This window comes from Allobosea sp. 05T439, assembly GCF_056396005.1.
Map to the genome: position 1 here is coordinate 1 of NZ_JBFTKP010000066.1, position 20675 is coordinate 20675.

The window sequence follows — 20675 nt, forward strand, 5'->3', positions numbered from 1 at the left end:
TCGCCCCGATCTGGGTGCGCAAGATGCCGAAGAAGGATGCCGAGGAGATCGGCATGCACTATCTCAAGCGCGTGAAGATCCCGGAGCAGGCGCTGAAATATCCGGGCCAGCTCTCGGGCGGCCAGCAGCAGCGCGTCGCGATCGCGCGCGCGCTCTGCATGAGCCCGAAGATCATGCTGTTCGACGAGCCGACCTCGGCGCTCGACCCCGAGATGGTCAAGGAGGTGCTCGACACCATGGTGAGCCTGGCCGAGGAGGGCATGACCATGCTCTGCGTCACCCACGAGATGGGCTTTGCGCGCCAGGTCGCCGACCGCGTCATCTTCATGGATGCCGGCCAGGTCGTCGAGATGAACGAGCCCAACGCCTTCTTCAAGAACCCGCAGCACGAACGCACCAGGCTCTTCCTGTCGCAGATTCTCCATTGAGGGCGCGCAGCCTTGCATCCACCGGAGGCCCGGCGCGTTCGAACGCGCCTCGCCATGGGGCGCGGCCGGTGTAATCTGCCGGCCCCCTGCCGAGGTGCCATGACTTGAATCACCGCCAGCTTGAGACGTTTGCCGCCGTGATGAAGTCCGGCACCGTCTCGCGCGCAGCCGAGTTGCTCGGCATCACGCAGCCGGCGGTCAGCCGCACCATCGCCGAACTGGAGCGCTCGGTCGGTTTCCTGCTGTTCGACCGGGTGCGCAACCGCATCATCCCGACGCCCGAGGCCAAGCTATTCTATGCGCAGGTCGAGGCCTCGTTTCGCGGCATGGACACGCTCCGGGCCACGGCTGCCCGCATCCGCGACCATGGCTCGGGACAATTGCGGATCGGCTCGCTCTCGGCGCTTGGCTCGTCGCTGGTGCCCCGCGCCGTCCGGCGCTTCCGCGAGGGCCATCCCGATATCGGCGTCACCCTGATGGTGTTGCCCTCGCGCGACGTGCGTGACGGCGTCGTCTCCGGCCAGTTCGATATCGGGCTCGCCGCCGACGAGATCGATGTCAGCGGCGTGCTGCACCAGCCCTTCGTCTCGCCGCGCGTGCTCTGCGCGATCCCGCGCGAGCATCCGCTGGCCGAGCGCGACCTGATCACGCCGCATGACCTGCACCGCCAGCCCTTCGTCGCCTATGTGCCGGAGGACCGGACCCGCCAGCGGCTCGACCTGGTCTTTCACCAGGCCGAAGTCAGCCCGCATGTCGTGGTCGAGACGATCTATGCCGCAACCGTCTGTGCGCTCGTCGCCGAAGGCGTCGGCATCGGCCTGGTCAGCCCCTATGCGGTCGCCGGCGCCGATATGAGCCGGATCGTGCTGAAGCCGTTCGAACCGGCAGTGCACAGCAAGAGCCTGCTGATCCTGCCGCTCGACCGGCCAAAATCGCAGCTGGTGCGCGATTTCATCGACTGCCTGCTCGCCTCGCGCTAGTTCGCCGTGCGTCCGTTCGGACGCAAGATGGGCGATCTAGCCCATTGTTTAAGCGTCGGATTTTCCGAAAACCGGATTCCACTTTTCGGTCCGATGCTCCAGGTCGCATCGAGCATGCTCTGAACGACGTGACCTGAGCCTGGGAGACATGAGGCCGGGATTGCGGCATCAAGCCGGTCAATCGCCTGCCTKAACCCGATAGGGATGAGAGATCACCGGATGCCTGCGATACCATTGCCCTTCGTGGTGGCGCTGTTGCTGACGATCCTGCTTATCCGGGTCTTCCTTCAGGACAGGCCCCTCCTCAAACCGGTCACTCTCTTCATCGGCACCTGCATTCTGCTGGTGGTCACGGTCGGCTTGCGCTGGACGATCGATGCCCCCTGGGTCCGGTTCCTGCAGCCCGTCATGGCGGCATTGCTGCCGCCCATCGCCTGGCTCTGCTTTGCAAGGCTGCGGCAGCCTCCCGCACTGCGATCCTGGCTGCATGTTCTGGCCCCGGTCGCGATCCTCATCCTGTCCTGCCTGTGGCAGCGCTGGCAGGCGCCGATCGACCTCATTCTCGCCCTGCTCTTTTTCGGCTATGGCGCGGCCCTGGTTCGCCACGGCCATGCCGGGCCCGATCAGTTCGAGAGCGTGCGTCTCTCCGATGCCCAGGGCGCGCGCAGGGCGGTTTCCGTCATAGGCCTGCTGCTGATCTGCTCAGGGATCATCGATCTTCTGATCGCCGCGGATTTCGGGTCCCATCAGGGCAGCCACGCGGCCGTGATCGTGGCAGTCGGCAACCTCCTCCTCCTTCCCGTCATCGCCTATGCAATCGCGGTGATCGGCCGCAGCGTCCCGGACGACGAGCCCCTCGATCGATCCGACCCGGCCCGCACCGAGGAGCCCGAGCATCGGCCGAACGAGGCGGCGTCGGCCTCCGCGACGGAGGAGGACGTCGGGATCATGGCGATGGTCGAGACCGCGATGCGCCAGAAGACGATCTATCGCGATCCGGACCTGACCCTGAACCGCCTTGCGCGCCGCCTCGGGCTGCCTTCAAGATCCGTGTCGAACGCGATCAACCGCACGCTTGGCCGCAATTTGCCGCAACTCGTCAATGAATATCGGGTTCGCGAAGCCATGCGCTTGCTCGGAGAAACCGACCTGCCGGTCACGGGGGTGATGTTCGAGTGCGGTTTCCAGACGAAATCGAATTTCAATCGGGAATTCGCGCGCGTGACCGGCACGACGCCGAGCGAGTATCGCCGCGCGGGCGGTGCGCCTGCCGGGGAGACCAGCCGTTCTACGGCCTGACCGGAATGGACCTGGCGAGAAAGCCGATCACGAGAAAGGCGATCTCACGGTGGATCTCGTCGCGGCCACGCGCTCCATCATCCCTGCAGATGATGCCGCTGCCGGGCTCGACCTTTTCGATGAGGGCGACGGCATCCGGCTTGCAGAGCCCGACAAAAGCGAAATGCGTCGCGTCGGGAATGGTGACCGAGGTCGCGGACGGCTTCGGCAGATGCTCCGCGAGATAGCCGGATTCAAACTTCGCGGGTAACCCGTCGATATCGATCCCTGCGCCGATCACAAGCGCCGGCATGTCGAGGCTCGCCAGGCTTTCGGGCGTAAAGCCTCTTGCAAGGCCGAGGTCGAGGGACACGAACGCCTTGAGGCGCGGGTCGGCCAGGTTGCCTTCGAGTTCGCGCTTGTCCAGGCCGAGCTCACCCCTGAGGACACAGGCACGCGGGCTGGTATTGGCCTTGCAATCGGTCTCGAACYGTTTCGTGTCGAAGCGTGCCCCGGCCAGTTCCGCAACCGTCCAGCCTCCCAGGGAATGGCCGATCGCGGAGACCCGGCTGATATCGACCTTGCCCGCGAGCGTCGGATCGCGTTCCACGGCGTCGATGACCCGGCTCAGATCACGCGGGCGCTCCCGCAGCATCGCCGCCTGCGCGGGTGGCATGTCGAATGTCGTCGTGCCCGGATGGTCCGGAGCCGCGACGATGCTGCCGCGTGCGGCCAGCTCCGCAGCAAGCCAGGAGAGATTGCGCCAGCTCCCGCCATAGCCATGCGACAGGACGACAAGCGGCAGTTCACCCGAGAGCGGCGCGGCACCGCGAATGACGGGAACCCCATGGAAGGCGGGATTGTCTCCGACGATCTCGGTCTTGCCCTCCTGTTTCGTCGGATACCAGATGCTGACCTGAAGCGGCCGCTTCCCCTTCGGGTCGAGCGTCGTCTGCTGAAACCCAATGGCGTCAGCGGAATGCGCAAGGACCGTGGTCAGCAGCCATGACCCGGCCGCCAGGAGTGAGCGTTGAAGGAGTGAGCGTTGAAACATGGCAGTCTCCGATGGAATGAGCGGCCGGCATGTTTCAAAATCCGCTCTCCCGAGACCTCGAACGCGATCGAGAACGCCGCTTTCCGCCAGATTCCGCCTTCGCCCCGCCCCTCGCCCGTGCGGGCAGCCACGCGGAACCCCGGAGCGCTCGCGGATGCGTCCCGGCTGGAAGGGACCAGCAGGTATAAGATTTAGGCATCAAGCTATTTCCCCAGCCTGATTGTCGCGAACCGACCCGCCGCTATCGTGCCTCGCAGCAGGCTCGGCCTGCAGGGATGACCGGGGCCGCGCTGCAAACGGCCGTAGAGCGTGGCGCAGCCTCAGCCAATGACAGGGGATTTACCGATGAGCTTTCCTTCCCGGCGCCTGGCGCTCGGTGTCGCCGCCCTCGGACTGGCTGCGTTGAGCGGCTGGACCGCGCAGGCCCAGCAGCCGGATCTCAAGACTCTCTCGGGCAAGACCATCACCATCGGCATCCATAACCGTTCGCCCTGGGGCTATCGCGACAAGGACGGCAATGTCGTCGGCTATCACCCCGACCTCGTGCGCGCCGCGCTTGCCCCGCTCGGCGTCAAGGCGATCGAGTTCACCGTTGCCGATTTCGGCGCGCTGATCCCCGGCCTGCTAGCCAGCCGCTTCGACATCATCGCGTCGGGCGTCGCGATCACCCCGGCGCGCTGCCAGCAGGTGCTGTTCAGCGAGCCCGACCTCTCGGCCGGCGACGGCCTGCTCGTGCTCAAGGGCAACCCGCTCAAGCTGCACAGCTACGAGGACATCGTGAAGAATCCGAACGTCAAGCTCGGCGGCGGGCGCGGCACGGAGAATGCGAAGAACGCGTTGGCCGCCGGCGTCCCCGAAGACCGGCTGCTGCTCTTTCCGAACAACGAGGCCGTGGTCAGCGCCATGCTGGCCGGGCGCGTCGATGCCGCGACACTGTCGGCGCCGAGCGTCGCCGGGCTGATGGAAGCCGGCGGCATGAACGCGATCGAGCGCGCCCTGCCCTTCAAGGGTTATGTCAAGCCGGGCGGGCAGGAATACATGATGGCGACCGCCGTCGTCTTCGCGCCGAAGGACAAGGAACTGCAGGCGCTCTACAACGCCAGGCTCGCGACGCTGAAGACCGACGGCACCATGAAGACGATCATGGCGAAATACGGCTTCACCGATGCCGAGATGCCGCCGGAGGCCTCGACCGCCGATCTCTGCGCGGCAAAGCCGTGAGCACCGGCCCAAAAACGCCAGGCCGATCATGAGCTTCGCCGACGTCCTTGCCGGGATCTATCAGGGCTTTGGCGTCACCGCCTCGGTGACGCTGCTCGGCATGGCCTATGCCGTGCCCTTCGCCTTCATCGCCGGCGTGCTGCAGTTCAGCACGCGCGGCTGGCCCCATGCCGCCGTCACCGCGGTGATCGAGTTCTGGCGCTCGTCGCCGGTGATCATTCTGCTCTACGCGTTCTACTACACGCTGCCGGGCTTCGGCATCCGGCTTTCCGGCCTCGCGGTCGGGGGGCTGGTGCTCGGCCTCAATATCGGCGGCTATGGCAGCCAGGCGGTGCGCGCCGCCCTGCAGTCGCTCGACCGCGGCCAGGCCGAGGCCGGACGCTCGCTCGGCTTCCGGCGCTGGCAGATCCTGCTCTTGATCGAGCTGCCGCAGGCGCTGCTGGCGATGATGCCGACCTTCGTCAACCAGTTCATCCAGCTGGTGAAGAGCACGGCGCTGGTCTCGCTGATCACGCTCAGCGACATGACCTTCCGGGCCAAGGAAATCTCGCAGCTCCATTACGACCCGGTGAAGGTCTATACCGGCCTTCTCGTCGCCTATTTCGTGCTCTGCTATCCCGCGACGATCGTCGGGCGCTGGCTCGAGCGCAAGGTCGGCGCCGGGCGGAAATTCGCCCATGACGTTTGATCCCGCCTTCGCCCTCTCGATCGTGCCGCCGATCGCGCGTGCGCTGACCACGACGCTCGCTGTCACGCTGCTCAGCTGCGTATTTGCCGCCCTGCTCGGCTTCGGGCTGGAAATCACCAGGCGCTCCAGCAAGCCCATGCGCTACGCGATGCGCTTCGTCATCGACTTCATCCGCTCCACGCCGGTGCTGGTGCAGCTCTACTTTCTCTACTATGTGCTGCCGGTCTACGGCATCAAGCTGCCCGCCCTCGTCGTCGGCGTCGCCGCGCTCAGCCTGTATTACTGCGGCTATCTCGCCGAGGTGTTCAAGGCCGGGATCGACGGGATTCCCAAGGGGCAGTTCGAGGCCGCCAAGGCGCTCGGGCTCAACCGGTTGAAGACCGTGCTGCTGGTGATCGCGCCCCAGATGCTGCGCAACATCGCCGCGCCGATGGGCAATTACTTCATCTCGATCTTCAAATCGACGCCCTATCTCGCGGTCATCGCCGTGCCGGAATCCTTCGGTTCGGCCCTCGACATCGCCTCCGACACCTTCCGCTATGGCGAACCGATGGCGGTCGTCGGCGCGCTCTTTCTCGCTATCGCCGTCACGCTCTCCTTCCTCATCCGCAAATTCGAGGCGCGTCTCGCGCTCTCGGCCCAGCGCTGAGTTCCGTCCAGGCCAAGAATCCTGCCCGAGCATTGAATCCTGCCCGGGCGCTGAATCCTGCCCGGGCGCCGCTTTCTGCCCGGGCATCGCCGCAACCCGCATCATCCGAGACCGATCATGGACCAGGCCTTTCTCGACCAGCTCACGCAATGGCGCCGCCAGCTGCATGCGCAGCCCGAACTGTCCGAGCACGAGCATGCCACCTCCCGCTTCGTGCAGGAGAAACTCACCGAACTGGGCATTCCCTTCGTCGCGGGCGTCGGCGGCACCGGTGTCGTCGCGACGTTGTCCCGGTCGGGCTCGAACCGGACCGTCGGCTTACGCGCCGATATGGATGCGCTGCCGATCCAGGAGCTGAGCACGGCGCCCTACGCCTCGCAGACGCAGGGAGCGATGCATGCCTGCGGCCATGACGGACATACGGTCGCTTTGCTCGGCACGGCCGCTATGCTCGCCGCCGACGAGAGCTGGAAGGGGCAGGTCCAGTTCATCTTCCAGCCGGCCGAGGAAAACGGCGTCGGCGCCAAGGCGATGATCCAGGACGGGCTGTTCGAGCGCTTTCCGATGGAGCGCGTCTTCTCCTTCCATAACTGGCCGGGGCTCGAGGCCGGCACCATCGCGGTGCATGACGGGCCGGTCATGGCGGCGGGCGGGCGCTGGAGCGTCACCCTGCACGGGCTTGCCGGCCATGCCGCGATCCCGCACCAGACCCGCGACCCGATCGTTGCCGCCGGACACCTGATCGTCGCGCTCCAGACCATCGTGGCGCGCAATGTCGATCCAGTCGACGCGGTCGTGCTCTCGATCGGCCAGATCAGCGGCGGCGTCGTCAGCAACCAGATCCCGGAAAGCGTGACGCTGCTCGGCACCTTGCGGACCTACCGGCCCGAGGTGCGCGAGGCGGTGATCAAGCGGATGGAGAGCATCATCGCCGGCATCTGCGAGGCCTATGGCATGCAGGCCGATGTCGAGATCCTGTCGACCGGCAGGCCGATCATCAACACTCCGGCGGAAGCCGCGCTCTCGGTGCAGGCGGGACAGGCGATCGGGGCGCCGGTCCGGCGCGACGTGCGGCCGAGCACCACCGGCGACGATTTCTCCTTCCTGATCAAGGAGCGGCCGGGCGCCTATGTCTGGATCGGCAACGGCCCGGCCGGTCCGGAGGGCGAGCTCCACAATGCCCGCTACGATTTCAACGACGCGATCCTGCCGGTCTGCGTCGGCTGGATGAGCGAGGTCGCCAGGCGCGCGCTCGCGGATGCCGCGTAAGCCATAAGGGCCAGGCATCGTCTCATGCCCGCAGCCTGATTGTCTCGCTTTGCCAGCCGCCTACAGCTTGTCCCTCGAAAGGGATCAAGCCATGCACGACCTCACCCGCTGCGTTCACCACCCGGCCGTCAACGAGGAGGGCTATGCCAGCCTCGCCGTGCCAACGCATCGCGCCTCGACCATCGTATACAAGGATGCCGCGAGCTTCGCGGCCCGCAAATATCGCGGCTTCGACGGCTATACCTACGGGCTGCACGGCACGCCGACGACGCGCACGCTGGAAGCGCAGCTCACCGCGCTGCATGGCGGGGTGCGCACCGTGCTGGTGCCTTCGGGCCAGGCTGCGGTCACCATCGTCATGCTCTCGGTCCTCATGCCCGGCGACAAGGTGCTGATCCCCGACCATGTCTACCCGCCGGTGCGCAGCTTCTGCGAGGAATACCTGAAGCCGCGCGGCATCGATTACGGCGTCTACGACCCGATGATCGGCGCCGGCATCGCCGAGCTGATCGAGGGCGCCACCAAGCTGGTCTGGGTCGAGTCGCCCGGCTCCGGCACGATGGAGGTCCAGGATGTTCCGGCCATCGTCAAGGCGGCCAAGGCCAAGGGCGTGCTCGTCGGCTGCGACAACACCTGGGCGACGCCACTGCTCTTCAAGCCTCTGGCCCATGGCGCCGATTTCGCCTGCGAGGCGCTGACCAAATATGTCGGCGGCCATTCCGACCTGCTGCTCGGCTCCGTCACCGTCTCCGACATGGCGCTGCGCGAGAAGATGAAGGAGACGCTGCGCGCCTTCGGCGTCGGCGTCTCGCCGGATGAATGCCAGCTCGCGCTGCGCGGCATCGAGACCATGGGCCTGCGGCTCGCCCATATGGGCAAGATCTCGGAGGATTTCGCCCGGCGGCTGACGCATTCGCCGGCTGTCGAGACGGTGCTGCACCCAGCCCTGCCCTCCTGCCCCGGCCATGCCTTCTGGAAGCGTGACATGGGCCGTTCATCGGGCGTCTTCAGCGTCGTCCTCAAACCCGTTGCCGAGGCGGATCTCGAAGCGGCGCTGACCGCGCTCAAGATTTTCGCGATCGGCGCCTCCTGGGGCGGCACGCGCAGCCTGATCGCGCCGATGGCGGTCAAGGGTGACCGCACCGTCAGCCCCTGGACGGCGGAGGGCACGGTGCTGCGCATCAGCATCGGCATCGAGGATCCCGACGACCTCTGGAACGACCTCGACGCGCTGCTCGTCGCGCTCGAACGCGGGCCGGCCGCCAGGGTCGCCTGAGACAAAAGATCCGGACCGAAGACCAACGCGGCGGGAGCAGGCTTCCGCCGCGCAGGGAGAACTTTGCCCAGAACCAGCCAGCACAAAGAACGGCAAGAACAAACAGAGAGGGAAGCTTCAATGACACGCCCATTCATCCGGCTTGCGGCCGCCGCGGTCGTCGCGACCTGTACTGCGGCCTCCGCCCAGGCGGCGGACACGCTCAAGACCATTCGCGATCGCGGCAGGATCATCTGCGGCACGAGCAACGGCGTTCCCGGCTTCTCGACGCAGGATGCAGCCGGGCGCTGGCAGGGTTTCGATATCGACATCTGTCGCGCGCTCGCCGTGGCGGTCTTCGACGATTCCGAGAAGGCCGGCTTCGTGCCGTTGAGTTCGAAGGACCGCCTGATCGCGCTCCAGGCCGGCGAGATCGACGTCCTGCCGCGCACCACGACCTGGACGCTCGCGCGCAATTCCGGCCAGGGCGTCACCTTCACGGCTGTGAATTATTATGACGGCCAGGGCTTCCTGGTCCACAAGAGCCTGGGCGTGACCAGCGCGACCAAGCTCGACGGCGCCTCGATCTGCGTGGCGCAGGGCACGACCAGCGAGCTCAACCTCGCCGACTTCTTCCGGCGCACCGGGATGAAATACGAGGTCGCCGCCTTCGGCACCCCCGAAGAGGCGCTGAAGGCCTATGAATCCGGACGCTGCGACGCCTACACCACCGATGTCTCGGCGCTTTCGGCCAATCTCCTCAAGTTCCGCAATCCCGACGAGCATGCGGTGCTGCCGGAGATCATCTCGAAGGAGCCGCTCGGTCCCTGGGTGCGCAGCGGCGACGATGTCTGGTTCAACCTGGTGCGCTGGACGCTGTTTGCCCTGATCAACGCCGAAGAGCTCGGCGTCACCAAGGCCAATGCCAGGGAGCTTGCCGCGAACGCGACCAATCCCGAGATCCGGCGCTTCCTCGGCCGCGACGGCAAATATGGCGAGGCGCTCGGCGTCAGCAACGACTGGGTGGTGCGCGTCGTCTCGGCCGTCGGCAATTACGGCGAGAGTTTCGAGCGCCATCTCGGCCTGAACTCGCCGATGAAGCTGCAGCGCGGGCCCAATGCGCTCTGGACCAAGGGCGGCCTGCAATACAGCCCGCCCTTCCGCTGAGCGCAGGCGTCACGCCACCCTCGGCGGCGTGACGATGAGCCGATCACACGGCGCAAAGAGCGAGCCGCCTCGGGCCTGCGCCGGCAGACGAGGCGGTCCTGCCGCTTGCGCGCCTGACCCTCTGCGACAGCGCGGAATCGGGTTCAGCGCGGCAACTGCTCGGCCAGCTCGTCGAGACTTGTGACGCGGCGGACAAACCAATGCCGGACGGTCTCCCTGCTGGTCGACAGTTCGATCCCGTCCGGATCGAGGCCGCTGACGCGCCACTGGCCGGGGCCGTTTCCCGCAAGCGCAACGAGAGCAGCGAGGTCGGCCGCCGAGCTGTTCAGGCGATCGATCTCGTCTGCGGCGCGCGACATCAATGCTTCCGCCCCGGAAAGCTCCGTCTTCAGGGCGGCTGCCGTCACTTCATTGGCGTTCTGGGCCGGGCCGCCATTGATCTGCAGGGCCTCGACCTCGACGCGATAGAGGCAGGCATCGGGCAAATCGAGATAGAGCTTCGATTTGGGGTAGCGACGAGCATATCGTTCCTTCGCGTCAGTCTCCTCGGCAGCCGGCATCAGATGCGCGCGGCCGACCAGCGTCAGGCGTGGGCGCGTGAGCGCATCCGGAGCGCCGGCTTCGGCGAGCCCGAGCGAGACACGGTTGTCGGCTTCGATATTCCGAGCGTGAACGGCGAGCCTCGCGACGAAGAAGAACGGAGTGCCGTCCGGCTCGACCGCCAGGTTGGTCGCCATCGTATAGGGATAGCCGCTTTGCGGATCGAGCGTTGCCAGGGCGACGAGCCGCGCCGTTCTCAGCAGGCTCCGGGCTTCCTGCATGGCCTCGAAGGGGCGGGCAGCAGCCAGGTTGAGTTCGATGCCACGGGGCGTGATCGGGGTCGTCGGCTGCAGCTGCATGGTGCGTCTCGCGTGGGTTGAGCGGGCCGAGACCTACATCCCTGCCGCGCTCGACCGATAGCTCCGATGGCGCGAGCCGGCCCTGCTTCAAGGCACCTTGCCTACGGGCCATGGCGCCGTAAGGTCGATTCAACCCCGGCAGATGTGATGCGCCGCTCCGTTGGAACAGGCCCTCATCGGGCGGCCATCGGCGCCCTTCCTCGACCCCGCCCCCGAATAGCTGGCGCATGGGCCTGGCCGCCCCCCCGATCGCGCCGCATGTGACGACCGGCCGACCGGGAGAGATCGACATTCAGCTGGCGGGCCATGAAGCTGCCATGCTGGCCGCCGGTGCCGGCAACCGGTATTCCCGGCGCTTCGGATATCCGCCGCCGCACAAGCCAAGGGAAACAGGCAATGGTCAGCATTCTCGGGGTTTCAGGGAGCCTGCGACGCGGCTCGTACAACAGCGCCTTGCTGCGGGCGGCCCGGGCGTCGATGCCTGACGGGGCGGAGCTGGTCGAGGGCACCATTGCCGGTATCCCGCGCTACAACGCCGATGACGAGGCCGAGACCGGCATTCCGCCCGCCGTTCAGGTCCTGAAGCGGCAACTCGCCCAGGCTGACGGGCTGATCCTGTTCACGCCGGAATACAACAACTCGATCCCCGGCGTGCTGAAGAACGCGATCGACTGGCTATCGCGCCCGGCGAGCGATATCGGCCCGCTCTTTGGTGGCCGCCCCGTCGCGTTTCTGGGAGCCTCGATGGGTGGTTTCGGCACCGTGCTCGCGCAGGAGGCCTGGCTGCCGGTGCTGCGGACGCTCGGCACCCGTCCCTGGTTCGAGGGGCGCATGCTGGTCTCGCGCGCGCAGAATCTGTTCGATGAAGCGGGTGAACTGAGCGACCCCGCCACCCGGGATCGCTTGCGCGGATTTCTGGCCGGCTTTTCTACCTTCGTGGCGTCACAGGCTGGCTGAACGCCCCCGGCGGCGGCGGCCCCCGCGCGGGACCGTCATGCATCCCGAGCCTACAGGCAATCCAGCCGGGTGATAATCACCCCTGTCCTGGCGATCTCGAAACTGCGCCCGTCGACATAGTTCACCAGGGCGCCGGTATCGAGCGTATAGGAGGTGCTGCTCAGGCCCGGGTAAAGACGCCAGACAATCACCGTGTAGCGGTTGCCGTCCCCGTCCTCGCAGGGCTCGCGATAGAGTTCGGTCGGCATGGCCGCGATCGAGCGCGGGCGTGCCGGCAGGATCGCCTTGCGACCGAACGACCAGCTGGGCCGCCATCTCGGATGATACGCTTTCGGCAGAACACCCATCTTCGACACCGCAACGCAACGATCTGGATCAACGGAACAACCTGGATTCAACGATTGGGCGGCGCGCATGTTCCCTGCCCTTTCGGCCCTCTCGCTGCCACGGCACCGGCCTTCCCGGGAGCCAATCCAGGTGGTTGCCTGGGAAGCCCCCTTGCAGCATCGCCAGCGAAGCCGGAATGGCGCCCCGCGCTCTCGGACGAGCCGCGCCCCGTGCTGTTCCGGCAGGCAATTTCGAAGGGTTGCCAGGAAGGGATCGATGGCTGCACACTGCCCTCGTTCTGGGGATGCAGCCACGCCGGAGGCCTCGCCTATGCCCGAGATTCCTGTCCTGCTCGCCATCCGGACCGATCGCGAGTTCCGCTTGATCTGCGAGCGGATCGGCCAGCTTGAAAGCAAGCCACCAAGCCCGATCAGAACGATAGAATTGCGCAGGCTCAAGGCAGCCGTGCTGCGCTATGGGCCGCCTGCCTCGCAGCCGCACTGACGGGCGGGCGCGTCCGGCGCTTCAGACCCGCCTGGCTGCGGCCTTGGGCTTGATGAAGACCGAGGTCACGGCGGGTTCGGTCGCCCGGATTTGTCTTTCGATCCGTTCGACGCTCGCCTCGATCCCGCTCGTGGTCAGATCATCCTCGAACTCGAGGCTCAGCGCGACGACGATCTCGTTGGGACCGAGATGGACCGTCGTCATGCCATTGACCGTCCTGACCTCTTCGTCGGCACGGACGATCTCCAGGATGGCGCGCTGAACCTCCGGAATGGCGGCCTCGCCGAGCAGCAGTGCCTTGCTTTCACGGGCGAGAAAGATGGCGGTGGTTCCCAGAACGGCCGCGATGCCGAGCGAGGCGACGCCATCCAGGATCGGCTGATCGAACCATGCGGCCGCCGTGATGCCGACGAATGCGATGGCAAGGCCGATCACTGCCGCGGAATCCTCGAAGAGAACGGAGAAGACGGTCGGATCCTTGCTCTGACGGACCGCATCGAGGTAGCCGAGCCTACCTTTGGTCTTGCGGAATTCCTTGAGTGCGACGCGCCAGGAATAGCCCTCGAAGACGAGCGACAGCCCGAGCACGACGTAGTTCACCAGGAGATTTGTCGCGTGGTGGGGCTCGAGGATGTGAAGAACACCCTCGTAGAAGGACACGCCGGCTCCGACGGCAAAGACCATCAGGGCGACGATGAAGCTCCAGAAATAGAGTTCGCGACCGTGCCCGAGCTGGTGCAAGGCGTCAGGCGGGCGCGCCGCGCGCCTCAGGCCATAGAGCAGGAGCAGGCCATTGCCGGTGTCGACCAGGGAATGGATGCCCTCGGACAGCATCGCCGAGCTGCCGGTATAGGCGGCCGCCCCGAACTTCGTCACCGCGATCAGCAGATTTCCAGCGAGGGCGGCGTAGATCACCCTGTGCGAGCCGGTATGTGCAGCCATGCCGGTGATCCCCGCCTGGTTCGGTCAGAGCCGCGAAGGGCTCGCCCGGTGCCGCCCTAATGGGTCAACGTACTCACTTCTTCCTGGGTCAGCGGCTCGCCATCGGCGGTAATCTGTTCCACCCGTCCTTCGAACAGGTCCTCTGCGACGGCCTCCAGGGCGTGTTCGATCGATGGATAATCCATCCAGTAGACAGTCTCGGCTTCGCCGGCAGGTTTGTCACGCGCACGGAGCAGCACGCCGATCTCGACGCCGGCGTATTTTGCGATCACGTCGACGGGTCTCATGGGGCTCGCTCCTCCGTTGCGTGTCGAAACGGAACTACCGGGGTGAGGCGCTGGTTCCGTATCGCCCGGGAGCGGAGCGCAAGCGCGCAGCGTCGAAGGCCGGCCAGGGGACGGGAGCGGACGCCAGGCCGGTCCATGAGCGACGCCGCACTGGGACCTGCTCGCAGGGGCGCAGTGCCGATGCCGCCGCCCACCCTTCCCCTTCCATACTCCCGCCATGTTTTGGGGGCGCAGTCCGTCCTGCGATGACGCCCGATCGGCGAATATCATGCTCCGTCCCGTGCCTCTGATCAGCCAACGATTTGCCAACGCGCTGGGGAGACCGCCATGCGTGCCGATGGCTCCAGCGGTGGTTCCGGCCGCGGACTTCCGAGCCCCCGAAATGGGCATTCCCGGCGGTGTGGTGCCGGATAGACAGCTTCATCAGCACGACCAGGGCAGGCCGAGGAGGATGCGCGATGCATGATCTCACCATAAACGGCCACTCCCTCGCGGTTGATGCCCCCGACGACATGCCGCTGCTCTGGGTAATCCGGGATATTCTCGGCATGACCGGAACCAAATTCGGGTGCGGGATCGCCCAATGTGGCGCCTGTACCGTTCATATCGACGGCGAGCCGACCCGCTCCTGCATCACGGCGATCAGCGATGCCGCGGGCAAGTCCGTTACGACGATCGAGGCGATCAGTGAGACGCCAGCCGGCAAGGCGATCCAGGCGGCCTGGTTGAACCTGGAAGTCGTGCAATGCGGCTACTGCCAATCCGGGCAGATCATGTCGGCGAGCGCGCTCCTCGCCGGCAATCCAAAGCCCACGGACGCCGATATCGACGCCGCCATGTCCGGCAATATCTGTCGCTGCGGCACCTATTTGCGCATTCGCGAAGCCATCAAACAGGCCGCGGCCATCGCTGGCGCGCGGTGAGGGCCAGAGCCATGGCACATGCAGAGAATCTCGGGGATCACGTCGTTTCGCGTCGGGCATTCCTCCATGCCAGCGCTGCCGTCGGCGGCGGATTGATGATCGGTGGGCCCTTGCAGGTGGGTGCCCAGCCAGCCGATCCCGCGCAAGCGAAACCCTTTGCGCCCGGGGCCTTCATCCGCATCGACCGCATGGGAAAGGTGACCGTCATCTCCCCGATGATCGAGATGGGTCAGGGCACCTACACCTCGCTGCCGATGCTGGTCGCCGAGGAGCTCGACGTCGACATGAGCAATGTCGCGGTCGAGCCCGCCCCAGCGAATGCAAAGCTCTACGGCAATCCCCTGATCTCCGGCGTGCAGATGACGGGCGGCTCGACCTCGATCCGCGCATTCTATCTGCCGCTGCGCCAGGCCGGTGCGGCCGCGCGAAAGATGCTGATTGCCGCAGCCGCGACCAGGCTGAATGTGGATGCAGGCGGTCTGACGACGCAGCCGGGCTATGTCGTCCACGCCGCGAGCAGCCGCCGGATCGGCTATGGCGAGCTCGTGGACGCCGCGGCCAAGCTTACTGTCCCGAGCGATGTCACGCTCAAGGACCCCGGCAGCTTCCGGATCATCGGCACGCCGGCCAAGCGGCTCGATGCCTCGGCCAAGGTCAACGGCACGGCGATCTACGGCATCGACGTCAGGTTGCCCGGCATGAAGGTCGCCACCGTCTCCGCCTCTCCGGTGTTCGGCGGCACGGTCGCATCCTTCGATGAGGCGGCAGCGCTCAAGGTTCCGGGCGTCCATCAGGTCGCGAAGCTCGACAACGCCATCGCCGTCATCGCCGATCACTATTGGGCGGCGAAGCAGGGCCTGGAGGCCTGCGCTGTCAGGTTCGACGATGGACCGCATGCGGCCACCTCGATGGCCGACATCGTGGCCGCCCTCGCAACGGCTTCGGAAAGCCCCGGCGCCGTTGCCACAAGCGAAGGTGACGTGACTGCCGCCCTCGCCAAGGCGGCGACCAGGGTCGCGGCGATCTACGAGGCCCCGTTCCTGGCCCATGCCACGATGGAGCCGATCAACTGTACCGCCGAGGTCACGAGCGACGGCTGCGATATCTGGGTCGGCTCGCAGGTTCCCGATATCGCCCAGCTCGTCGTTTCGAAACATCTCGGACTGAAGCCGGAGCAGGTGCGGATTCACAACCACCTGCTCGGCGGCGGCTTCGGGCGCCGGCTCGAAGTCGATTTCATCGCCCAGGCGGCGCTCATCGCCAAGCAATCCAAGGGCCCGGTCAAGGTTGTCTGGAGCCGGGAAGAGGACATCCAGCACGACATGTACCGGCCCTATTACTACGACCGGATCAGTGCCGGGCTCGATGCCCGGGGCATGCCGGTCGCCTGGAGCCACCGCATCGCCGGCTCGTCGATCATGGCCCGCTACTTCCCGTCGGCCGTCAAGGACGGCGTCGATCCCGACGCGGTGGAAGGCGCAGCCGAAATCCCCTACGCAATCGCGAACATGCATGTCGATTATGTCCGGGTCGAACCCCCGGGAATTCCGACCGCATTCTGGCGCGGCGTCGGTCCGACCCATAATGTCTATGTGGTCGAGAGCTTCATCGACGAACTCGCCGCGGCCGCGAAGAAGGATCCGCTCGACTATCGACGCGCCCTTCTGGCTGGGAATCCGCGTGCGCTCCGTGTGCTGGAACGTGCCGCGCAGAAGGCAGGATGGGCCAAACCGCTGGGGCCACGCCAGGGGCGCGGCATCGCCTTGTCGCAATCCTTCGGCAGCTATCTCGCCGAGGTCGCCGAGGTGACGGTCTCGAAGAGCGGCGATGTCCATGTCGACCGCGTCGTCGCGGTCGTCGATTGCGGGGTCGCCGTCAATCCCAACACCATCGCGGCGCAGATCGAAAGCGGCGTCGTCTTCGGCATCACCGCGGCCTTGTACGGCGAGATCACCCTCAAGGATGGCAGGGTGGAGCAGACCAATTTCGACACCTACCAGATGCTCCGCATCGATGCGGCCCCGACGATCGAGGTCGAGATCGTGGCGAGCAGCGAGGCGCCCGGCGGGCTTGGCGAGCCCGGCACGTCGGCGCTCGCGCCCGCGGTGCTGAATGCGGTCCATGCGGCAACCGGCATCCGGCTCCGCAAGCTGCCGATCAAGCCCGAGATGCTGACGGCTGGGTGATCGCCAGCAGGTCCCGGCCCGATGCCCCACTGGTCGGCCGGGCCGTCGCCACGACAGCAGGGGCTGGCTGCCAACAGTCTCTCGAAAGTCACATCCCGCACGGCCTGAAGGTGCGGCGCGCAAGATTAACGGTCGTGTAACGCCGGATTAACGCCGGTAAATACGCCGCCTCGACTAGAGTTCTCCCAAAGCGCCTCGTTCCCAGCGATGGGCCAACGGGGAACCGCGGGGGGACATATGACTATCTCAAATCGACCCAGCGCAGCGCAGATCGCCCCGTCCCCATTCTCACAGGCTTCGGCATCTGGCGGCGCGATCGGCCGCCCTGTCGCGGGACGCCCCTGGCCGGCGCCTCTGCCCAGGCCCGAGACCCATTCGCAGACATGCGCCTCGCGCAGCATTGCCTGGCCGTTCCCCCCGGGCATGGAGTGTTTCGCGGCCTGGAAGACGGCGCTGTCGCGCCTGGTCGACTGCGCCATACCGGCCGATGCAGACCCGGCCCAGTTCGATTTCCACGGCCGCTCCTGGCAGCTCCCCGAGGCCTTCGTGCAGATCAATGGCGGATCGGCGATGTCCATGTCCCGGAGCCAGCGCGTCATTGACGACCGGCCGATCTCCCAGATGTCGCTCTATGTGCTGACACGCGGAAGCGCAGTCGCCGATTATGACGGTCGCAAGCGCAGCCATGGTCCAGGCGATGTCGTCGCCGTCGACTATTCGCTGCCCTATGAATCCCGTACGCCCGGCTATGAGGGGATCACGCTCACCTTCGACAGGGCCAGCGCGCCGGCCGGGCTTCAGGGCGATGTGCATGGCATGGTGCTGACGGCCCAAAGCAGTGCGGGCAAGCTTCTCGGCACCCTGATCCGGGCCCTGGTGGAGCATATCGACGGGCTCAGCGTCGACCAGGCGCAGTCGGCCGTCGACGGCATCCTGCGCTTTGCCGCAACCGCCCTTCCCTCCGGCGGGCCGAGAAAGGAACGCGAGGATGTTCCGCTCTTCGATCGCGCTCATCGGCTGGCCCGAGGCAGGCTGTCCGACCCGGATTTCGGCCCAGACGACCTGATGGCCGCGCTGGGCGTCTCGCGCTCGAAACTGTTMCGGTCGTTCGAGGCCCATGGCGGCGTGCGGCGCTGGCTGGTCGGGATCCGGCTGAGCGCCAGCCTGCAGGTGATGATCAGGTCTGCGGGAAGGCTGAAGATATCGGCGATCGCGCATCAGCACGGATTTCGCAGCGAGGCCCATTTCAGCCGTGCGTTCCGGAAGCGCTATGGCATGAGCCCAAGCGCGGCTCAGGCCTCGAGCCTGCACGCCCATGGCAATCTGGCATATCTGACCTGGGCGGAGCAGGATATCGCAGCCGGGGGGTCGACGGCCGAGGCCTGGCTCGCCTCCGCTCGCACCCGAGCGTGGGCGGGAGCAGGACGAGAGCGCTCATCGCGCGTCTGAACCGGCGATTCTGGGTCTGAACTCCCATCAGCGGCGCCCCCCTGGCCTCCCGGCGTCGAACTGCCCTCAAGCTCTACAGGAGCGGGCGACGCCGCACCTTGCCCGCCGATCTCATCTTGATGACTGGACGTCCCAATGCACGGCTCCTCCCGGTTCGGGGCCGTGACAGCGCGATCGATATCGCGGATCGAGCGTTGCGGATGAGATCTGAAACCTTCCGGCTGGCCCTGGAAATCGCGACGATCTGCCCGAAGACAATCAAAGCCGGCCTTCGGCAAGAAGGCCCAAGCAACAAGCACCGGGTGGGGCGCGACGATTTCATGCAAAGACCGCAAGACGGCGGAGCGCCGGGGGCGCATTACGCGCCGACGCAGCCTTCCGCTCTGGGCCGGGTCCTACGCAAGGCCTGGGCGCTCGTGACGCTGGCGAAACGCCGCGCGCAGGAGGACGAAGCGTGGGATGGGCTGGAGGTCTTCGACATGCTCGGCGGCTGGCAGGGCACAGGCGCGAGGCGCCGTAATAGCGAGCGACGTGCGAACAGGAAACAGCCGCAGCGCCAGACGTCATGAGCCCAGGTCGGGCTCGGGATTCCAGGTTTCCATCGCGGTGGCGAACCGAATGCGGATGCGGCCGCTGAACCGGCAGTTGGACAGAAACATGTGAGGATGCCGCGACGTTCGGCTCGTCACGGCGCTACGGGAATGACAAAGGCTACTCTGTCACTTCAGGAGATTCGCCTTGTCTGCCCCTGCCCCTTCCTTCGCCTGGTCCCATCTCGCCGGGCGCGAAGTCTCGACCTCGTCGGAAGAGTGGCGGCACGAATGCGAGATCGCCTATCTGCTGGCGATGCCGACCGCGAAGCGCAACACCTTCCTCGATGGCGTTCCCGGCTCGACCGATCGCGAAGAGCGCGGCATCAAGGGCGTCCGCGGCGAGGCGGCGGTGGCCAAGCTTCGCGCCGAAATCATCCGCCTGCACGGTCTCAAGAACAAGACCTAAAGCATCGGCCCGAAAAGTGGATTGCGGTTTTCGGGAAAGCCGAAGCAATCACAGATCGTTAGATCACGCCGCATTTGGACGAAATCGTCAAAATGCAGAAAACATGATCGACACCAATGGTTCAGGGCATGCTCAGTGCGAAAGACCGTTGCCGCTTGTTCGCAGCATGCTCGGGCGGCGCGGCCCGTCGCCGCTCGTCTCAGCCGTCATTCGACGAGTTGAGATCCTCGGTCTTCAGCGTGTCATCGCCGACGAGGCCCGCGGCCTGGCGCAGCGCGTCGTTGACGCGGTCCTGCCAGCCTGGTCCGCCGCTCTGGAAATGATCGAGGACATCGCGGTCGATCCGCAGCGTCACCATCTCCTTGGCGCCGGGAAGCGCCGGCCGCTTCTCGATCACGGGTGGCGCTTTCGGCGCGGCCGGCTTGAACAGGGCTTCGGCCTGGTCGCGGGCGCTGGTCGGCCGGCGCGGTCTGTCGTGGTTCATGATGCGTCCCTGCTCTTGCTGCGGGCTTTCCTGACGACGTCAGGCTCGTTGGTCAATCGCTCGCGGCGTTCCGTCTTCTCTGCCGTGCTTGCGTCCATCTCGCTCATGGCGTGGTCCGCCGCGCGTGCGGCGCGGGCCCGCACCGTGCTGGCGCTGACCTTGAGCGAGGCATGTGACGCTGTCGGGACAGTTGTGGGCACAAAGCCCTTCCGCAGCCGCACGCCGGCCCCCTCGCCATTCTCGGCGATGAAGATGACGCCGGCTTCGGACAAGGCGGCCTGCATCTTCTCGACGCTGCTCATCCTTGCATCCTGGCCCGCCTCGAAACGGTTGACGGTATTGACGCCGACACCGGCCTTCTGCGCCAGCTCGGGCATGCTCCAGTTCAGGGCCGCACGGGCCATTCGGCATTGATATGATTTCATATGGTGATATTATCACCATATACGATTATTATCAAGTATGTTTGATGAGTGCACTCGCAGCCGGGTCTCTGGTTGGAAGGAACACCGTCGAAAAACAGGGAGCGCCCCGCAGCGCGCTCCCTTCTGCGTCAGTCCGTCTGTGTCCGAACCTGCCAGGCCATCGGACTTCCCGTGCCAGCATCGGCTGTCCCGAAAACCGGAAACCACTTTTCGGGCCGATGAACCTTTGCTGCCGGCATCGGCTGGCCCGAAAACCGGAAACCACTTTTCGGGCCGATGAACCTTTGCTGCCGGCATCGGCTGG

The 20675-nt window shown here is 66.0% G+C and carries 23 protein-coding genes; 16 read left to right on the forward strand and 7 right to left on the reverse strand.

Features of this window, described 5'->3' with window-relative positions; translation table 11 throughout:
- The 3 genes from AC1DIO_RS33240 to AC1DIO_RS33250 all read left to right on the forward strand — a co-directional run.
- Nucleotides 1-428, forward strand: a 428-nt coding sequence (locus AC1DIO_RS33240) for an amino acid ABC transporter ATP-binding protein (protein WP_476854746.1), incomplete at its 5' end; no start/stop codon positions are given.
- 104 nt (nt 429-532) lie between these two features.
- Nucleotides 533-1408 carry a LysR substrate-binding domain-containing protein gene (locus AC1DIO_RS33245; protein WP_441492961.1) on the forward strand — a complete coding sequence of 292 codons (876 nt, stop codon included), beginning with the start codon at nt 533-535 and terminating at the stop codon, nt 1406-1408.
- Nucleotides 1409-1627: 219 nt separating this feature from the next.
- Complete coding sequence (locus tag AC1DIO_RS33250; protein WP_441506875.1) at nt 1628-2707, forward strand: helix-turn-helix domain-containing protein; 1080 nt, start codon at nt 1628-1630, stop codon at nt 2705-2707.
- Here AC1DIO_RS33250 and AC1DIO_RS33255 read toward each other — a convergent pair.
- The gene (locus AC1DIO_RS33255) at nt 2697-3740 is read right to left on the reverse strand and encodes an alpha/beta hydrolase family protein (protein WP_476854747.1); all 1044 of its coding nucleotides are present in this window, start codon (nt 3738-3740) and stop codon (nt 2697-2699) included. The two genes, AC1DIO_RS33250 and AC1DIO_RS33255, sit on opposite strands and share 11 nt — an antisense overlap.
- Nucleotides 3741-4085: 345 nt before the next feature.
- Here AC1DIO_RS33255 and ehuB point away from each other — a divergent pair, with 345 nt between their 5' ends.
- The 6 genes from ehuB (at nt 4086) to AC1DIO_RS33285 (ending at nt 9989) form a co-directional block, all read left to right on the forward strand.
- Nucleotides 4086-4961, forward strand: a complete 876-nt coding sequence (ehuB, locus tag AC1DIO_RS33260) for an ectoine/hydroxyectoine ABC transporter substrate-binding protein EhuB (protein ID WP_476769932.1) — start codon at nt 4086-4088, stop codon at nt 4959-4961.
- A 28-nt stretch (nt 4962-4989) separates the two neighbouring features.
- Entirely contained in the window at nt 4990-5649 is a 660-nt protein-coding gene (locus tag AC1DIO_RS33265; protein ID WP_441492957.1) for an amino acid ABC transporter permease, read from the forward strand.
- A complete protein-coding gene (ehuD, locus tag AC1DIO_RS33270) occupies nt 5639-6298 on the forward strand; it encodes an ectoine/hydroxyectoine ABC transporter permease subunit EhuD (RefSeq protein WP_476769931.1) in 660 nt (219 codons plus the stop codon). Before AC1DIO_RS33265 ends, ehuD begins: the two co-directional genes overlap by 11 nt.
- A 117-nt stretch (nt 6299-6415) precedes the next feature.
- Nucleotides 6416-7567 (forward strand): amidohydrolase, encoded by a 1152-nt coding sequence (locus AC1DIO_RS33275; RefSeq protein WP_476769930.1) that lies wholly within the window; start codon nt 6416-6418, stop codon nt 7565-7567.
- Between the two features lie 91 nt (nt 7568-7658).
- Nucleotides 7659-8843 carry a cystathionine beta-lyase gene (metC, locus tag AC1DIO_RS33280; protein ID WP_476769929.1) on the forward strand — a complete coding sequence of 395 codons (1185 nt, stop codon included), beginning with the start codon at nt 7659-7661 and terminating at the stop codon, nt 8841-8843.
- Between the two features lie 120 nt (nt 8844-8963).
- On the forward strand, nt 8964-9989 hold the full coding sequence (locus AC1DIO_RS33285) for an amino acid ABC transporter substrate-binding protein (protein WP_476769928.1): 1026 nt from the start codon (nt 8964-8966) through the stop codon (nt 9987-9989).
- 143 nt (nt 9990-10132) lie between these two features.
- Here AC1DIO_RS33285 and AC1DIO_RS33290 read toward each other — a convergent pair whose 3' ends face one another.
- Nucleotides 10133-10888: a HugZ family pyridoxamine 5'-phosphate oxidase gene (locus tag AC1DIO_RS33290; protein ID WP_441506882.1), complete on the reverse strand. Its 756-nt coding sequence runs from the start codon at nt 10886-10888 to the stop codon at nt 10133-10135.
- A gap of 396 nt (nt 10889-11284) precedes the next feature.
- Here AC1DIO_RS33290 and AC1DIO_RS33295 point away from each other — a divergent pair, with 396 nt between their 5' ends.
- Complete coding sequence (locus AC1DIO_RS33295; RefSeq protein WP_476854748.1) at nt 11285-11845, forward strand: NADPH-dependent FMN reductase; 561 nt, start codon at nt 11285-11287, stop codon at nt 11843-11845.
- 50 nt (nt 11846-11895) lie between these two features.
- Here AC1DIO_RS33295 and AC1DIO_RS33300 read toward each other — a convergent pair whose 3' ends face one another.
- The gene (locus tag AC1DIO_RS33300) at nt 11896-12192 is read right to left on the reverse strand and encodes a hypothetical protein (RefSeq protein ID WP_476769927.1); all 297 of its coding nucleotides are present in this window, start codon (nt 12190-12192) and stop codon (nt 11896-11898) included.
- Nucleotides 12193-12502: 310 nt separating this feature from the next.
- Here AC1DIO_RS33300 and AC1DIO_RS33305 point away from each other — a divergent pair, with 310 nt between their 5' ends.
- Nucleotides 12503-12676: a hypothetical protein gene (locus tag AC1DIO_RS33305; protein ID WP_476769926.1), complete on the forward strand. Its 174-nt coding sequence runs from the start codon at nt 12503-12505 to the stop codon at nt 12674-12676.
- A 21-nt stretch (nt 12677-12697) separates the two neighbouring features.
- On the opposite strand, the gene AC1DIO_RS33310 is transcribed toward AC1DIO_RS33305, so the two are convergent.
- On the reverse strand, nt 12698-13618 hold the full coding sequence (locus AC1DIO_RS33310; protein ID WP_476769925.1) for a cation diffusion facilitator family transporter: 921 nt from the start codon (nt 13616-13618) through the stop codon (nt 12698-12700).
- A gap of 56 nt (nt 13619-13674) precedes the next feature.
- Nucleotides 13675-13905: a hypothetical protein gene (locus AC1DIO_RS33315; RefSeq protein WP_476825913.1), complete on the reverse strand. Its 231-nt coding sequence runs from the start codon at nt 13903-13905 to the stop codon at nt 13675-13677.
- A 458-nt stretch (nt 13906-14363) separates the two neighbouring features.
- On the opposite strand from AC1DIO_RS33315, the gene AC1DIO_RS33320 reads away from it, so the two are divergent.
- The 5 genes from AC1DIO_RS33320 (at nt 14364) to AC1DIO_RS33340 (ending at nt 19462) form a co-directional block, all read left to right on the forward strand.
- Nucleotides 14364-14828 carry a (2Fe-2S)-binding protein gene (locus tag AC1DIO_RS33320; protein WP_441506884.1) on the forward strand — a complete coding sequence of 155 codons (465 nt, stop codon included), beginning with the start codon at nt 14364-14366 and terminating at the stop codon, nt 14826-14828.
- An 11-nt stretch (nt 14829-14839) separates the two neighbouring features.
- The gene (locus AC1DIO_RS33325; RefSeq protein WP_476854749.1) at nt 14840-17014 is read left to right on the forward strand and encodes a xanthine dehydrogenase family protein molybdopterin-binding subunit; all 2175 of its coding nucleotides are present in this window, start codon (nt 14840-14842) and stop codon (nt 17012-17014) included.
- Nucleotides 17015-17437: 423 nt separating this feature from the next.
- On the forward strand, nt 17438-18463 hold the full coding sequence (locus tag AC1DIO_RS33330) for an AraC family transcriptional regulator (protein ID WP_476854750.1): 1026 nt from the start codon (nt 17438-17440) through the stop codon (nt 18461-18463).
- 200 nt (nt 18464-18663) lie between these two features.
- Complete coding sequence (locus AC1DIO_RS33335; RefSeq protein WP_476854751.1) at nt 18664-19032, forward strand: hypothetical protein; 369 nt, start codon at nt 18664-18666, stop codon at nt 19030-19032.
- A gap of 169 nt (nt 19033-19201) precedes the next feature.
- Nucleotides 19202-19462, forward strand: a complete 261-nt coding sequence (locus AC1DIO_RS33340; protein ID WP_113518572.1) for a DUF7696 family protein — start codon at nt 19202-19204, stop codon at nt 19460-19462.
- 199 nt (nt 19463-19661) lie between these two features.
- Here the strand turns inward: AC1DIO_RS33340 and AC1DIO_RS33345 are convergent, their stop codons facing one another.
- Entirely contained in the window at nt 19662-19946 is a 285-nt protein-coding gene (locus tag AC1DIO_RS33345; protein ID WP_441506888.1) for a BrnA antitoxin family protein, read from the reverse strand.
- Nucleotides 19943-20350: a helix-turn-helix domain-containing protein gene (locus AC1DIO_RS33350; RefSeq protein ID WP_441506889.1), complete on the reverse strand. Its 408-nt coding sequence runs from the start codon at nt 20348-20350 to the stop codon at nt 19943-19945. Before AC1DIO_RS33350 ends, AC1DIO_RS33345 begins: the two co-directional genes overlap by 4 nt.
- Between the last annotated feature and the right edge of the window lie 325 nt (nt 20351-20675).